General features: G+C 67.8%; 14 protein-coding genes, 2 tRNA genes and 1 pseudogene. 7 read left to right on the top strand and 10 right to left on the bottom strand.

Annotation, left to right across the window (positions count from 1 at the left end; genetic code table 11):
- Positions 1-246: 246 nt before the first annotated feature.
- Entirely contained in the window at positions 247-1,959 is a 1,713-nt protein-coding gene (rpsA, locus tag AAHG09_RS21295; RefSeq protein ID WP_091721181.1) for a 30S ribosomal protein S1, read from the bottom strand.
- A gap of 491 nt (positions 1,960-2,450) precedes the next feature.
- On the opposite strand from rpsA, the gene AAHG09_RS21290 reads away from it, so the two are divergent.
- A complete protein-coding gene (locus AAHG09_RS21290; protein ID WP_412760068.1) occupies positions 2,451-3,236 on the top strand; it encodes a Crp/Fnr family transcriptional regulator in 786 nt (261 codons plus the stop codon).
- A gap of 19 nt (positions 3,237-3,255) precedes the next feature.
- Here the strand turns inward: AAHG09_RS21290 and AAHG09_RS21285 are convergent, their stop codons facing one another.
- The gene (locus AAHG09_RS21285; RefSeq protein WP_342109488.1) at positions 3,256-4,104 is read right to left on the bottom strand and encodes a transglutaminase-like domain-containing protein; all 849 of its coding nucleotides are present in this window, start codon (positions 4,102-4,104) and stop codon (positions 3,256-3,258) included.
- 309 nt (positions 4,105-4,413) lie between these two features.
- Here AAHG09_RS21285 and serA point away from each other — a divergent pair, with 309 nt between their 5' ends.
- Entirely contained in the window at positions 4,414-5,664 is a 1,251-nt protein-coding gene (gene serA / locus AAHG09_RS21280; protein WP_342109487.1) for a phosphoglycerate dehydrogenase, read from the top strand.
- 151 nt (positions 5,665-5,815) lie between these two features.
- Positions 5,816-6,289: a hypothetical protein gene (locus AAHG09_RS21275; protein WP_342109486.1), complete on the top strand. Its 474-nt coding sequence runs from the start codon at positions 5,816-5,818 to the stop codon at positions 6,287-6,289.
- Positions 6,290-6,306: 17 nt separating this feature from the next.
- Here AAHG09_RS21275 and AAHG09_RS21270 read toward each other — a convergent pair whose 3' ends face one another.
- Positions 6,307-6,459 (bottom strand): hypothetical protein, encoded by a 153-nt coding sequence (locus AAHG09_RS21270; RefSeq protein ID WP_342109485.1) that lies wholly within the window; start codon positions 6,457-6,459, stop codon positions 6,307-6,309.
- A 326-nt stretch (positions 6,460-6,785) separates the two neighbouring features.
- Between AAHG09_RS21270 and AAHG09_RS21265 the strand changes: the two genes are divergently transcribed.
- Positions 6,786-7,001, top strand: a complete 216-nt coding sequence (locus tag AAHG09_RS21265; protein WP_244042332.1) for a hypothetical protein — start codon at positions 6,786-6,788, stop codon at positions 6,999-7,001.
- A gap of 15 nt (positions 7,002-7,016) precedes the next feature.
- Here the strand turns inward: AAHG09_RS21265 and AAHG09_RS21260 are convergent, their stop codons facing one another.
- From AAHG09_RS21260 to AAHG09_RS21250, 3 genes are all read right to left on the bottom strand, one after another.
- Entirely contained in the window at positions 7,017-7,349 is a 333-nt protein-coding gene (locus tag AAHG09_RS21260; protein ID WP_342109484.1) for a hypothetical protein, read from the bottom strand.
- Positions 7,350-7,506: 157 nt separating this feature from the next.
- Positions 7,507-8,085, bottom strand: coding sequence for an NADPH-dependent FMN reductase (locus AAHG09_RS21255; protein WP_342109482.1), 579 nt, complete (start codon positions 8,083-8,085; stop codon positions 7,507-7,509).
- Between the two features lie 72 nt (positions 8,086-8,157).
- Entirely contained in the window at positions 8,158-8,754 is a 597-nt protein-coding gene (locus AAHG09_RS21250; RefSeq protein WP_342109481.1) for a cell wall anchor protein, read from the bottom strand.
- A 535-nt stretch (positions 8,755-9,289) separates the two neighbouring features.
- Here AAHG09_RS21250 and AAHG09_RS21245 point away from each other — a divergent pair.
- Positions 9,290-9,472: pseudogene (locus tag AAHG09_RS21245) on the top strand (hypothetical protein).
- A 65-nt stretch (positions 9,473-9,537) separates the two neighbouring features.
- Complete coding sequence (locus AAHG09_RS21240) at positions 9,538-9,855, top strand: hypothetical protein (RefSeq protein ID WP_342109480.1); 318 nt, start codon at positions 9,538-9,540, stop codon at positions 9,853-9,855.
- Between the two features lie 296 nt (positions 9,856-10,151).
- Here AAHG09_RS21240 and AAHG09_RS21235 read toward each other — a convergent pair whose 3' ends face one another.
- From AAHG09_RS21235 to AAHG09_RS21225, 3 genes are all read right to left on the bottom strand, one after another.
- Positions 10,152-11,309 (bottom strand): GGDEF domain-containing protein, encoded by a 1,158-nt coding sequence (locus AAHG09_RS21235; RefSeq protein WP_342109479.1) that lies wholly within the window; start codon positions 11,307-11,309, stop codon positions 10,152-10,154.
- Positions 11,310-11,464: 155 nt separating this feature from the next.
- Positions 11,465-12,493, bottom strand: a complete 1,029-nt coding sequence (locus AAHG09_RS21230) for an acyltransferase family protein (protein ID WP_342109478.1) — start codon at positions 12,491-12,493, stop codon at positions 11,465-11,467.
- Between the two features lie 348 nt (positions 12,494-12,841).
- Positions 12,842-12,917: transfer RNA gene (locus AAHG09_RS21225), tRNA-Asn, on the bottom strand.
- A 457-nt stretch (positions 12,918-13,374) separates the two neighbouring features.
- Between AAHG09_RS21225 and AAHG09_RS21220 the strand changes: the two genes are divergently transcribed.
- On the top strand, positions 13,375-15,054 hold the full coding sequence (locus AAHG09_RS21220) for a methyl-accepting chemotaxis protein (RefSeq protein ID WP_342109477.1): 1,680 nt from the start codon (positions 13,375-13,377) through the stop codon (positions 15,052-15,054).
- Positions 15,055-15,150: 96 nt separating this feature from the next.
- Here AAHG09_RS21220 and AAHG09_RS21215 read toward each other — a convergent pair.
- Positions 15,151-15,224 (bottom strand) — tRNA-Cys (locus AAHG09_RS21215).
- Positions 15,225-15,284: the final 60 nt, after the last annotated feature.

Here is a 15,284-nt window from a genome sequence, read left to right as displayed (position 1 = left end):
TCGCCCGGCCAGAACCGGGTGAGGCCGGTGTTCTAAGCATTTACCGCGGGCGTGGATACGGGGCGGGCGAAGAAAATGATCGCATTGTCCGCCGCCCGCGTCCGCGCCCCCCTCGCGGTCGCCGGCCAGCCGACGGGATCAACCTGGAATGGGTGCCCGTCGACAAAGAAAAACCCGCGCCGGACGCCTGTCCTGCGCGGGTTCTGATGGCGGGCCGCCCGGACGAGCCGGGCGGCGGATCGCGTCTTACTCGTCGTCGGAGCGCTTCTTGTTGAAGGCCGCGCCGAGGATGTCGCCGAGCGAGGCGCCCGAATCGGCGGAGCCGAACTGGGCCATCGCCTCCTTCTCCTCGGCCACTTCCAGGGCCTTGATCGAGACCTGCACGCGGCGGGCCTTCCGGTCGAACTGCACGACGCGGGCGTCGAACTTCTCGCCGGTGGCGAAGCGCTCGGGACGCTGGTCGCCGCGGTCGCGGGCGAGCTCGGCCCGGCGGACGAAGGTCTGCATGTCGGTGTCGACGATCTTCACCTCGACGCCTGAATCCTTCACCTCGACGACCTCGCAGGTGACGATCTGGCCCTTCTTGATCTCGCCGGCCTCGGCGAAGGGATCACCGCCGAGCTGCTTCACGCCCAGCGAGATCCGCTCCTTCTCGACATCGACGTCGAGAACCTGGGCGCGGACCATGTCGCCCTTCTTGAACTCCTCGATGACCTGCTCGCCGGGACGGTTCCAGTCGAGATCCGACAGGTGGACCATGCCGTCGACATCGCCCTCGAGGCCGATGAACAGGCCGAACTCGGTCTTGTTCTTGACCTCGCCCTCGACCTCGGAACCGACCGGGTGCTTCTCGGCGAAGGCCTCCCAGGGGTTCTGCAGGGTCTGCTTGAGGCCCAGCGAGATGCGGCGCTTGACCGGATCGACCTCCAGGATCTGAACCTCGACCTCCTGGGAGGTGGAGACGATCTTGCCCGGATGGACGTTCTTCTTGGTCCAGCTCATCTCGGAGACGTGGATCAGGCCCTCGATCCCCGGCTCCAGCTCCACGAAGGCGCCGTAGTCGGTGATGTTGGTCACGCGGCCCTTGAGCTTGGCGCCCTCGGGGTAGCGGGCGGCGATGCCCTCCCACGGATCGGCCAGCAGCTGCTTGATGCCGAGCGAGATGCGGTGCGTCTCGTGGTTGATCTTGATGATCTTGACCTTCACGGTCTGACCGATCGTGACGACCTCGGACGGATGGTTCACGCGGCGCCACGCCATGTCGGTGACGTGCAGCAGGCCGTCGATCCCGCCGAGGTCGACGAAGGCGCCGTACTCGGTGATGTTCTTGACGACGCCGTCGATGACCTGACCTTCCTCGAGGTTGGCCACCAGCTCCGAGCGCTGCTCGGCGCGGCTCTCCTCGAGCACGGTCCGGCGCGACACGACGATGTTGCCGCGGCGGCGATCCATCTTGAGGATCTGGAAGGGCTGCGGGGTGCCGAGCAGCGGGGTGACGTCGCGGACCGGACGGATATCGACCTGCGAGCGCGGCAGGAACGCCACGGCGCCGTCGAGGTCGACCGTGTAGCCGCCCTTCACCTGGTTGAAGATGGTGCCGATCACCCGGTCGTTGTTCTCGAACGACTTCTCGAGCTTGACCCAGCTCTCCTCGCGGCGCGCCTTGTCGCGCGAGATGACGGCCTCGCCGAGCGCGTTCTCGATCCGGTCAACATAGACCTCGACCTCGTCGCCGACCTTCAGCTCGCCCTCGCGGCCGGGACCGGTGAATTCCTTGAGTGCGACACGGCCTTCCGTCTTGGCGCCGATGTCGATGACGGCCACGTCCTTCTCGATCGCGACGACGCGACCCTTGACGACGGAGCCTTCGGTGATCTCGTGTTCGAGGAAGCTCTCCTCGAGGAGGGCGGCGAAATCGTCGCGGCTCGGGCTGTGCCCCAGAGCGGTACCTGCGGTCATTCCATCTCCTGAACGGCCTCCCTCGGAGACCTGTTGCGCCGGCGGCTCGCGTTGCAAGCACCCCTGTCCGCCGCGGCCGCTCCCTGTGGTTTCGGGAGAGGCGACCGGATCCCGTGAGAACCGGCTTGCCGACGCGTCGATACGGATGACGAGGGCGATCCGTCCGAACGGCTCGGCGGGCGCGCCAGAAGACGAGCGCGCGAGAGCGGGTCCGGAAGACCCGGGTCCCTTACAGCAACACCACCGGGAGTTCAACCGAACGGGCCGAAGCGCGGGAGACAGGCTGAACGCGCCGTTCGAGGCTTGCCCGCCGGGACGGGAGCGCTGTACGTCTGCCCCTCGACGGGAGACCGTGTCGGACGCGGAACGCGACCGGGGGTTAGGGTCGATGCCGGCACAGTTCGGGCGAAAGCGGACCATGGCGGGACGGGGAACAGGTTGCGTCGACGGCGCTCAGAATCCCGGGCCGCGCTGCCCGGTCGGATCGACCGATGCCTGATCGCGCGATGCCGACAGCCTATGGAACGCCCCTGGAACTCCTGGCCCGGAAGCTCGACAGCTGCGCGCACCTGACCGATTCCGAGCGCGCCGCGATCCTCGGCCTGTCGCACACGGTTCGGACGATGCCGGCACGGCACGACATCGTCCGGTTCGGGCAGCATTCGACCCAATGCTGCCTCGTTCTCCAGGGCTGGGTCTCGCGCTACGCCGCCCTGGCAGAGGGCGAACGGCAGATCCTGTCGTTCTACATCGCCGGCGACATGCCGGATCTGCAGAGCCTGCACCTGCACCGGATGGATCATCACCTCGCCACGCTCACGGCCTGCACGCTCGCGTTCATCAGCCACGATGAGCTTCGTCGCGTCTTCGAGCGCCATCCGAGCCTGATCGGCATCCTGTGGCGGGACACGATGATCGACGCCGCCCACTACCGGGAACGGATCACGAGCCTCGGTCGGCGACAGGCGCTAGGTCGCGTGGCCCACCTGTTCTGCGAGCTGTATCTTCGCCAGCGCACCATGGGGCTGACCAGCGGCCTGAGCTGTCCCCTGGCGCCGAAGCAGGCGGAACTGGCCGACGCCTTGGGGCTCACCAGCGTCCACCTGAACCGGGTTCTGCGCACGCTCCGGACGCGCGGCCTCGTCACGCTGGCCGGCGGCGTCCTCACGATCGAGGATTGGGATGAGCTGGTGGCGGTGGCCGAGTTCGACCCGACCTTCCTGCACCAGTCCATCGATCAGGCGGCCCCGGCGCGCGAGACGGTCGAGCCGGCCTGACGCGGGTCGAGGGCGACCCTCAGGCCGCCCGCGCCAGGGCGTCCGCCGTCCCCTCGATCGCGTCGGTATGGACGTCGAAACGCGCCAGGAGTGCCGTGCCGAAGCTGGTGGTCAGGGCGCAATCGGTGGCATCGCGTCCGCGGGCCATGACGATGCGGCCGATCCGCGGGCGGTTGTGCCGGGCGTCGAACGTGTACCAGCGCGGGCCGGACGGGCCGTCGAGATAGACCTCGAACCACGCGGAGAAGTCCATCGGCGCCGGGTCCTTCGGCACGCCGATGTCGCCGAGGTAGCCGGTGGCGTAGCGGGCCGGGATGTTCATGCACCGGCAGAACGCGATGGCCAGATGGGCGAAGTCGCGGCAGACGCCCTCGCGTTGCATGAAGCCGTCATGGGCGGTGCGGGTGGCGTCGGCGCGCTGGTAGTCGAAGCGCAGGCGCTCGTGGGTGTAGTCGACGATGGCCTGGACGCGGGCCCAGCCCTCGGGCGTGGAGCCGAACAGCGACCACGCGGTCTGCGAGAGCTTGTCGGTGTCGCAGTAGCGCGAGCCGAGCAGGAACATCAGCACATCGTCGGGCAGGTCCTGCACCGGGATCTGGCGCGCCGTGGGCTCGACCACGTCCGGCTCGCCGGAATCCGCCACCGTGAAATCCGCCGTCATCGTGATCCGGCCGCCGGGCGCGACGAGGCGCGTGCACACGTTCCCGAACGCATCGCGGTGCTGATGGGCGGGCACCGGCGGATCGAAGGTGACGACCTCGGGGGTGATCAGGTCGTCCTGCCGCTCGGGGCGCACGTTCAGGAGCAGGGTCATCGGCGTCGGGCCGAACGTGTCGAAGCTGATCGTGAAGCCGGTACGGATGTGCATAGGCGTGGACCGTATTGAGCATCGGCGCGGCGCCGAGCAGGACCAAGAACAGTATAGAGCCCTAGAAAGCTCCAGCACCCGACCGGTTCCGGAAATCAGTGCTGTTTCGGGCGTCGGAGTGCCCGAATGTTCGGCAGGCCGGCGCAGCCGCAGAGCGCGGACTCGGGCGTTCCGAGAGCCGGCGCACGCGCGGCAGCCGTGCCGCCATCCGTGTTGCATCGCACCGAACGGCCTCGTATCCGTGCCGTGCAGCCCCCTGGGGCGGCGGCGGCGCGGCTGCCGCGACCCATCGCCGAACGATCGATCCCGATGACACCCGACAAGCTCTCCCTGCCCAAGGACAAGATCCGGGTCCTGCTGCTCGAAGGCATCAACGACAGCGCCGTGGCGCTGATGCAGGCCGCCGGCTACACGAACCTGACCCGGCTGCCGAAGGCGCTGGACCGGGAGGCCCTGCACGAGGCGCTGCAGGGCGTGCACATGGTGGGCATCCGCTCGCGCACGCAGCTCGACGCGGCGGCGTTCGAGGCGGCGGACCGCCTGCTGGCGGTGGGCTGCTTCTCGGTCGGCACGAATCAGGTCGATCTGGAGGCGGCGCGCCACCGCGGCATCCCGGTGTTCAACGCGCCCTTCTCGAATACCCGCTCGGTGGCGGAGCTGACGATCGGCGAGATCGTGATGCTGCTGCGCCGGATCGTGCCGCGCTCGGTCGGCGCCCATGCGGGCCGCTGGGACAAGTCGGCGGTGGGCTCCCTGGAGGTGCGCGGCAAGACGCTCGGCATCGTCGGCTACGGCAATATCGGCACGCAGCTTTCGACGCTCGCCGAGGCCATGGGCATGCGGGTGCTGTTCTACGACCACACCGACAAGCTGCGCCACGGCAACACCGAGCCGACCAAGTCGCTGCACGAGCTCCTGGCCCAGAGCGACGTGGTCTCGCTGCACGTGCCGGAGACCGACACCACCGCCAATATGATCGGCGCGGCCGAGATCCGCGCGATGAAGCCCGGGGCCTTCCTGATCAACAACGCCCGGGGCACGGTGGTGGACCTCGACGCGCTGGCGCAGGCGCTCCGCGACGGCCACCTGAAGGGCGCGGCGATCGACGTCTTCCCGGTGGAGCCGGGCTCCAACACGGAATCCTTCGTGAGCCCGCTCCAGGGCATCGAGAACGTGATCCTGACGCCGCATATCGGCGGCTCGACCGAGGAGGCGCAGGAGCGCATCGGCTCCGAGGTGGCACGCAAGCTCGTCGACTACTCGGACATCGGGTCGACGGTGGGCGCCGTGAACTTCCCGCAGGTGCAGCTCCCCGCCCGCCCCACCGGCACGCGCTTCATCCATGTCCAGCGCAACCTGCCCGGGATGCTGGGCCGGCTGAACGACGTGTTCTCCCGCGGGCACGTCAACATCGCCGCGCAGTTCTACCAGACCGATGGCGAGGTCGGTTACGTGGTTCTCGAGACCGATGCCACCGACGCGGATGCCGAGTCGCTGCTGGCGGAGATCCGGGCGATCCCCGGCACGATCCGGGCCCGTCTGCTCTACGAGCGACGCTGAGGGCGGTTGTCCACCGCCGTCGCTGCGATCGGCACCGCGCGGATGAACGCTCTACCGTGTTGCAGCGTTCGTCTTGCGCGGCCACGCTGGCCGCTGTTCAAGTGAAACACGGCCGATACTGATCGAGCGGTCGTCCGGCGGAGGGTTTGCGGTGACGAAGCGTGTTTGGTGCGCCTGGGCCGGCATCGGGCTCGCTCTCGCGGGCTTGGCCTCGGTCCCCTCCCCCGCATCGGCCGATTGCCTGCGCCGGGTCTACAACCGGTCGAGCCTCGTCCTCGTGGCGCGTCAGGACGGCGGGCCGCCGGCCGTGCTGCTCCCGGGCCAGTCCGTGGCGATGCGGCTGTCGCGGCCGGGTCAGATCAACCTCGCCGCCTATTGCGGCATTCCGCAGGCCGGCGCTTCGCCCGTCGAGCAGCGGACCTTCGATTACGAAGCGGTGCTCGACCGCTGCTTCGTGCGGTTCGGGGGCGATCTCTTCGTCCCGCAGCTCGGACGCGGCTTCATCGGCCTTCAGGAGACGGCGCCCTTCACGGTCAACAACCCGCAGCAGGGGGACATCATCCTGGGACCGGCTGCGCAGCCGGCCTGTGCCGTGCCCGGTACGGTTCTCGATCGCCGCGGCTGAGTGGCCGAGCCCGAGCGTCAGAGGTAGTGGCGGAACACCACGCCACTCTCCTCGACCGAACCGGAGGACGGGGGCGTCGCTGGCCCGATGATCGGGCTGAGCAGGCGCAGGCCGATCAAACCGAGGGCGGCCAGCACCGGAGCGACGAAGCGGAATGGGCGAACCAGCATGAGCGCCTCCGTGGCGGGCTCATGGGCCACAGGACGTGTCCCGTGTGCAGCCCTGGCACGCAGATGAAGCATCGCATGGTGGCCCCGCGATCGAGGTGCAAAAGCGCACATGCGTTGCAGCGGGGCTTGCGGCCGAGCCGGTCGGCCGCGCGCATCGGCTGTCCACGTTACGGAGCGCCCTTTGCGTCGACGGCATCGCTGGCGTGTCCGGCTGCGCCCTCCTATGCTGCCCCTGGGGAGAGCCGTCCGTGACGCACGGCAGGATGAGCGGCACGGGCCGTAGACGCGCTCTCCCGTGAATCGATGGCGTGAGCGAGGACGCGCGTATGCTGAATCAGACGGGTAGTTCGATCCTGCGGGGCGATCTCGGTGTCGAGGAGACGATCGAGTCCGACAACATCGTCCGGTGGGACGGCGAGAGGCTCTACGTCGAGCAGGATGTCTTCCACAACGGCCAGCTGGTTCACCGCAAGTACCGTCGCACCGTGACCGAACCGGTGGCCCGGGCGCTCTGGACGATCATCAACCGCGCCAAGCAGTAATCCACGCCCGCTGCGTCAGGCGGCCACCGCGGCCGGCGCCTCGACGAGGGCGAGCTGCGGCGGGGCCGGGAGTTCGAGCCGGTCGTGCGCGTTGTCGAAGGCCGCCCGGATCGTCGCGGTGGCGTCCTCGACGGCGACCAGTACGGCCAGCTTCTGGGCGCTCGCCCGATCGGCGAGGCCGCGGGCGGCCGCGACCAGGGACTGCTCCAGGGTCAGCAGCTCGGCTTCCGCATCCTGCCCGGCCTTTCGGGTCGCGACGGCCAAGCGGTCGAGGACGGCTTGGAGGGCATGACGCAAGACAAGCGTCCGCACGCGCTCCTGCAGGAGCGCCCGTTCGTCGATCTTCATCGGAGTCAATCCGTGTTCCGGGAGCACGGTTAAGGTCTCATAATTCGGCTGGGCGTGCAGCCACCTTTTTGCAACAGCGAAAACGGGTCTGCCGTCGCAGCGGTACTTGCTGCCGCGTCCTGTCTTCGGGGGCGCACCTGACGGGCTCGGGGCCTCGTCAGTAAGGCGTTCCGCGCCGGCGGCGTTCGCCGAGAGCTTCCGCGTACCATGTCAGCTCGTCGAGGAAGCGCGCCGCGGACGCTTCGAGCCGCGGCGCGCTCGGCGCCCCGTCCTCCGCGATGGCATCCTGCAGCCGGGGGATCGGCAGGAGCGAGGGAATGCTGGGCATGCCCATTTCCGCGAGCATCGCCCGCAGCGGCATCGCGGCCCGGACGCCGCCGAATTGCCCGGCGGAGTAGCAGCAGATCGCCGAAGGCCGCCAGTAATACTCCTCCAGGAAGTGATCGAGCGTGTTCGAGAGCGCCGGCGGGACGCCGTGATTGTACTCGGCCGTAACCATCACGAACGCATCGGAGCGCCGGTAGAGCACCGCCAGTTGCTCCAGGGTGTTGGGCGCGGTGCCGGCCGGATATTCCTTATACATCCGGTCCAGGAGCGGAAGCTTCAGCTCGGCCGGATCGACCAGAGGAGCCTCATGGCCGCGCGCTTCGAGCTGTGCGATCAGGAAGCGCGCCGCCCGGATGCCGATACGGTCGCGCCGGACGCTGCCGAGGATCACGGGCACGGTCAGGGACATGGCGGCCTCCACACAGGCTGATCATGCCAGGGAAGGCGGCGCTGCTCCAGAGACGTTCGGCCGTCGGGCGGCTCAGGCCTTCGATGAGCTCGTCAGCGCGGCGGCTGCGACGCCGACGGGGCCGCCGGTGGCATAGGCGGCGATCGCCTTGGTCATCTGCTGGAACAGCGCCTGCAGGCCATCGCCCACATCGGTGCCCGCGGAAGATCCGGTCGCGGCCGCGTCCGTGCTCGCGGACGCACCCGCCTCCGTCGCGCTGGCCGACGATCCGGCCTGCGCGGTCTCGGCATCCGGCTCCGGCACCCGGGCATGGTGGCCGTGATGGTGATGGACGGGGGCCGAACCGGTCGCGGCCTGGCCCGCATCGTTGGGGCCGGAGGAGGTCGCGTCCTCCGAGTCCGCGGCCGAGGTGACGCCGGTCTGCAGGCCCATCTGGCTGAAATCGGATTGCAGCTGGAGGAGCGACGCCATCAGGTCGCTGGACAGGGCCGGGCTCGCGGCGCTCGTCGATTGCGGTGCGGATCCGGTGGCCTGCGTGGTCCCGGCATCCTGGCTCGCCGTGCTGAAGCCGCTGGCGTCGATCGGCTGGATGCTGGCGGCACGTGCCTGCCGCAGGGCGCCGACGAGATCCTGCCTGAGACTCGTTCCCGATACCGCATTCACCGACATGATCAGCCCTCGAACTCTTGCCGGGGTTCTGGCAGGCACGGGGCGTTCCAGAAATTCGCTTTGCATTTCAAGGACCCGTCCGGGTGGGAGGCCGGCAGGATCGGCCGCGCGGCAAATCCTGCCGGGGCGGCTGGCCCGTACGGGACCGACCGGGGCTACAGACCGGGGGTGGGCGAGGAACACCGGGAGCACGACGTTCGGCAGCGCGCGGAGCCGTACCAGGACGTCGGGTGCCCGCCGCAAGCTCGGAGCGGTATCGGCTCGACCCGCACACCCCAACCCCTGCGACGTTGCGTCAGGGCCCGCACGGCCAATCGCGTTGTGGTGCCGGCGTTACAAGCTGATCTGAAGAACTGCCACCGTTTGACGCTCATATTGATGTCGACGGTCTAAATAGAACGCAATGTTGTTGCGCTCTGCTCCCAATCAAACGGGCCAAAGATCGTGAAGCTTTGCAGGAAAGGCTTCGCCCGGAACGATGCGGCCGGCTCCGGGTTTGCCTTTCACTCGAACGTCACGCCCAGACGGGGATCCCATGACCACGAAGCCACCGCCCGTTCCGCCGGCGAACCGGTCCGACAAGGGGCCTGGAAGCGCGACCGAGGCGCCAAGCGTCTAAGGGCAGGCAGGCACGCAGTCGAAGGACCCCGACAAGGTCGGGCAGGCGGGGAACGCAAAGGTGAATACCACCCACCAGGGCTATCAGCAGGCTCGCTGACGGCCGGTCGCGACGACATTTGGCGTCGCCGTCCAGGAATCCAATTCTCGCAGCGGAGAGTGAACATGGCCAATGCAAGTCGGCACAAGGTCGGTCCGGGCGCGCAAGGCAAGGGGGATGGGAGCGGTGCCCTCGCGGAACTGCCGGAGGGCGTGCTGCCGGAGAACATGGTGCTCAGCAACCGGGACAAGTCGCGCCACAGCGATGAGCGGGGGCTCGATAGCAAGAATGTTCAGACCGAGCAGTATCAGGATCATGCCGGCAATCGGCAGATCGAGGCCGGCACCTCACCGGACGCGGACGGCAATACCAGCGGGCTGGCCAATCCGCAGTCGGACGAGTCGGGCGCGCAGAGCAGTCTGAAGACACAGCAAAACGGCTAACCCGATGTGCCACCACCGGAACGGGGCCATGCTGCGCCTCCGTGCCGGTGCTGGCGCGGGCGGGATACGGATCGTGATCAGGCCTGGCCGCGCTCCTGACCTCCCGGGCTTCCATCGCCGCCACGATCGGCCGAGAGGTGCATTCGGTCGCCGCATACCGAGACCGCGCAGTCGAACACTCTCCTGGGGCTGCCGCTCCTGATCCGCGTCCGTGCGAGCGTCGCCCGTTGCCCGCAGGCGGCGCTCGAGAGAGCCCCGTTACGGCTTCGGCCTAAGCTGCGTTTCCGGGAGCCGAATCAGGACACCGCACCCGCGTGCAGGTTCGGCCGCGGGTTGATGGTCTGACAAGCCGCTCGCCGCGTGGCCGCGTCGCCCTTGCCCGCCTTCGCGCGGTAGAGCGCGGCATCCGCTTCGGCCATGAGAGGATCGAGTTCCAGCGAACCCGGCGGCGCGGTGGCGATGCCGATGCTGGTCCCGATGTGGATTTCCCGACCCTGGATCAGGAACGGTTCGGCGATCGCCCGGTCGACCTGCAGGGCGAGGCGCTCCGCATCGCCGGGCTGCAGGACCGGTCCGTGGACGATCACGAACTCGTCGCCACCGACACGGGCGACCGCGGCCCTGGGCGGGGCGACGGCCCGCAGCCGGTCGGCGATCGCAAGGAGGACCTGATCCCCGGCCGCATGGCCATATTGGTCGTTGACCGGCTTGAAGCCGTCCAGGTCGAGGCAATGCACGGCGATCACGGATCCGCGCGCCTCGGCGGCGACGCCGCGGAATGCCTCGCGCAGTCCGAGGCGGTTCAGCAGATGCGTCAGCGGATCGTTCTTGGCGAGCGTCGCCATATCGTGCCGCAGGATGATCTGGCGACGCGTGTTCAGGTAGAGATACCGGATGGTCTCCAGGCCTCCGCAGAGGAAGACAGTGAACATTGTCGCGATCACGAGGCTGGTCGCATCGCCCCGGTAAGCCGCCGCCGCGATGGCCGGAACCGTGACGATCCCGACGGCAGCGCTCGCGATGAGCGGCCTGAAGGCGAGGCGCGTCACCGCCCCCGAGCAGTAGCCGAAGATCAGTCCGGTCACGAGGACGGGGAACGCAGGATCGGCAGCGAGGAACCCGCGCGCGGCGACCCAGCCGATATGGACCGTGAAGCCGAAGGTGAGTGCGGCATGCGCCATCTCCCAGCGCAGCGCCCGCCGGCGTGTCCACGGGCCGTCGTTGAGGGCGCGCTGGTGGCGCCGTTTGAGGCCGCATTTCGAGGCTTCGACGAGCGTGCCGGTGACGGCGATCAGCAGCAAGACCGAAGACTTGAGCCGGAACGCGATGAAGCTCGCGACGCCGCAGTAAGTTGCGGCCATGATGGCGGCCGGAAGCATCCCCGTCGCGAGCTCGTTCACGAGGGCGATGAACAGGCTGTCTGTTTCAGAGTTGTGGCCGACTCGACGCAACATGCCGCATTTATCGCGCGTCCGGCTTGGGAATTGAAGCACGCCGTCGCGTTGGCCGGCCGATTGCGGTCGGGTTATTCAGCCTTGAATCGGCGCGCCAAGGCCATCCGATTCACGGGCCATCGCCCGCGACGGACGCGGGCGCGGAGGCCGCTTGGTCACTCTGCCGGTTGACCGATGCCCTGTTCCACCGGGCCAAGCCTCATGCGGCTGCGCACCCAGGCATGCCGCATCCGATTGATCGGCCGATCCCACACCGCCCAGATCGCGACGCTGACGACGAAGACGACCCCGATGGCGAGACCGGCGTAAGGCAGCCTCTGCACCGGCGGAAGCGATCCGAAGTGGTTGTGGACGAAGATGAATGCCGGCCAGTGCATCAGATAGACGATGTACGAGAGATCACCGAACGCCCGATCCAGCTTGGACGACTTCACGTGGACCGTCGATATCGCAAGCGGAACCGCAGCGAGCGCCAGCACCAGGTTGAACACCGGATTGTAGACGAAGTTCGCACCGGCGTTGCTTCCGCCGAGGATCATATCGCGGATGGCGGGTACCCCGGCCCCCACACCCAGCATCCCCACGACGAGGGCCAGCGATGTGAGGACCAGGCGCCGTGAGGGGACCCATCGCCACCGGGCCGCCGCCGCGCCGATCATGAAGAGGACGAGAATTTGCGGAAGCGGCTCCGTCATCACGGCGCCGCTCCTGACGTAGAGGATCGCGACCGAGAGCAGCGCCCAACAGGCCAACGCGGCCACGGCCACGCGGCGGTCGGCTCGGTAGAACAGCAGATAGAGGAGCGGAAATATGATATAGAATTGCAGTTCGACATCCAGCGACCAGGCGGGCACGATGGGCAAGTGCTCCAGGTTCCGGTACCCGATGACGAACAGGCTTGACGCGATCGCGGTGTACTCAGTCGGAATGTACTGAGGATACAGCGCAAACGTTATGGCCGAGCACAGGAGGAACGTCGGGACGATCCTCCAGAACCTCGAGACCAAGAACGTAAAATATCTATGCTGTGTGTGGGAGTATTGCTTCTCCCACATGATGAAAATCCAGTAGCCGCTCAGCACGAAGAATAGGCACACGGCAGCATCGCCGAGGCTGACGCGACTGAAGTGCTGTACGACGACCACCAGGGCAAGGCACAAACGGAAGAAGCCCGGAAATAACAACGTGCGGCACTCCCAACGCCAAGCCGAGCTTTTTTAGATCGATTGTCTTTTTGTATATGATCGCAAACCGATTTGCAGTCCAGTTCGCGGATGTAATCTACCGATCAGCACAATGGCATCGCGGCTTCTATCGTGCGGAACGGCGGACGGTTCCCCTGTGATCGCCCGCGGGCGCCGAGGCGGGCGGGTGGGGCGCGTTGGCTGCAACGGCCACAGACGCAAACGTGTAGGGTTCGGGCCGGAGCGCGTTCCAGTCGCCGCTTCGCTAAGCCGCGTTGCGCACGACGGTCGATCGATCGGCACATCGCTGCGCCGGTAACAATCGCATTGGGCAGTCAGGAGGATCGGTGGCTCCCCGAGCAGGACTCGAACCTGCGACAAGGCGATTAACAGTCGCCTGCTCTACCAACTGAGCTATCGGGGATCACGGAGGCGTCTCTACACACCGGCGCTGCCGGACGCAAGGGCTTTGATGTCAATCGCAGCATCCAATCCCGCAATGTGGCGTGACGTCCGCGGTCGGGGGTTTCGGTTGCGGGACGCCGGCCGGGGCCTCGTCGCACCCGCCCGGCACCCCCGGGGTCCCGGATGTCTTCCCACTGGACTGAACGCCACGCGCGCAACGCGCCGTATTCCGGATCGAAGGACGTTTTTCGGCGAGGTCGAAGCTCTAACCGGGGTTTGGCCCCTGAGCATCACGTTATTTCCAGGTACGAAGCTGAGATTTGGTCGTGGGACTGGACCGTAATACCCGCATAAATTCGTCAAAATCAGCAGCATTCAATTTTTTATGCTTTTGCCGGCTACGGTTCACTGCGGAAGACATCGGATCGCGGTATGGCTCCTCTCGTCGAACCCCATGCAGTAGCGGCCTCGCCTCCATGCGCATTTCCTTGGGCCTCAAGCTCTCAGTCGTCGTCGGCCTCCTGGCGGTCGTGGCCATCGGCATCGCGATCTTCGCGTTGCGCCAGTCCGCCCTGGAGCAGGAGCGCGCGGCCGCGACCGACAAGATCTGGAATGCCGGGCTGCAAGCCGGTGCGCTCGGGCAGGCGATCGAGCACGCAGTGGGGCAGGCGACGGCGCTCTTCACGTCCGAGGACGTGACCGAGGCCCGGACCCGCCTGTCCGCGCTCCATGAGGCGCTCGCCACCGTCGAGCAGGTGCGTGTGCCGTTTCTCGAAGCCATGCAGGACCAGCTTCCCGAGGATCGGCGCCGTCGGTTCGATCTCTTCGTGAAGGAATTCATCGCCTATCAGAACGACACCGCCGAGCTCGGCCTCACGGTCTCGCCCAAAGCCGCCCTCATCCAGGCGACCGATGAGGCGACGGTGAAGAACCGGGAGCACATGGTGGCGGAGATCGGCTTGCTGGGGCGGGAAGTGCTCAGCCGGTTGAACGCCCGGCGCGCCGCGGATGCCGCCGACCGCAGGCAGGCGCGGATCACGCTGATCACCGTACCGGCCATCGCCCTCGCCTTCGGGACGCTCGCGGCGATCTGGATCATCCTGACGCAGGTCCGGCAGCCCCTGAATCGCCTGAAGGCGAGCATGACGGCTCTCGCCAACAACGCGTTGGGTCAGCCGATTCCCTTCACGCATCGCCGCGACGAGATCGGTGAGATGGCCGGATCGATCGCGGCCTTCCAGCGGGCCCTCATCGAGAAACGCGATCTCGATGCGGATGCGCAGGCCCGGCGCGACCGCGATCGCGTCCGGGCCGAGAAACTGGTGGCGGCAACGGACGCGTTCGAAAGCGAGACGCAGCGCGCGGTCGCCGATCTCGCGGGGTCCGCGGAGGCCATGCAGGCGGCGGCCGACACGCTTTCGGGCAATGCCAGCGACATGGCGGCCCGGGCGACCGTGGTGGCGGATGCCTCCAGCCAGACCGCGGGCATCGTCGACAGCATCGCCGGTGCCGCGGAGGAACTGTCGGCGTCGGCCCGCGAGATCGAGGGGCGGGTCCGCCACACGAGCGAGATCGCGTCCGCGGCGCTGACCGACACGCGGGGCCTGGAGCAGACGGTGCGGTCACTCTCCCAGGCGGCGGAGGAGATCGGTGCGGTGGTGACGCTCATCCGCGACGTTGCCGAGCAAACCAATCTGCTGGCGCTGAACGCCACCATCGAGGCGGCCCGTGCCGGTGCCGCCGGTCGCGGCTTCGCGGTGGTGGCGGCCGAGGTCAAGGCGCTGGCCGGCCAGACCGCCGTCGCCACCGACCGTATCACCGGGCAGGTTGGTTCCATTCAGGGCGCCGCCGACCGGACCGTCAGCGCCATCGAGGCCATCGCGCAGACGATCGCCCGCATGAGCCTGATCGCATCGGAGGTCGCGGAGGCGACCGATCAGCAGGGCAGCGCCAGCCAGGAGATCGCCCGGGCCATCGTGAGCGCTGCGGCCGACGCCCGGAAGGTGTCGGAGAGCGTCGCCCGCGTGCGCGCCGCCGCCGCCTCCAACGAGGCGCAGGCCGGTCAGGTGCGCGGCAGCGCGGCGCGGGTGAACACCGGGACGCACAGCCTGCAGCAGGCGATCGAGACCTACATGATCCAGGTCCACGGCGCCTGAGCCTTGGGCCCGGAGGCGATCGCCGTCTCTCGGACGGGCGCTGCGCGGCCCGCAGCGTCGCGGGCCGTGCGAAAGGTCTGATGTCAGAAGGAAGAATGGAGGCCTCGCCCGGAATCGAACCGGGGTGCAAGGATTTGCAGTCCTCTGCGTAACCACTCCGCCACGAGGCCATCCTGACGGCGCGTCGGCGCCGTGCGGAGCTTGGCGGACAGCTCCGGGTGCGCGTCTCT

The sequence above is a fragment of the Methylobacterium guangdongense genome (assembly GCF_038442355.1).
GTDB lineage: Bacteria > Pseudomonadota > Alphaproteobacteria > Rhizobiales > Beijerinckiaceae > Methylobacterium > Methylobacterium guangdongense.
Note: the sequence above shows the minus strand (reverse complement) of the source record. Positions and strands in the feature narration are given on the sequence as shown.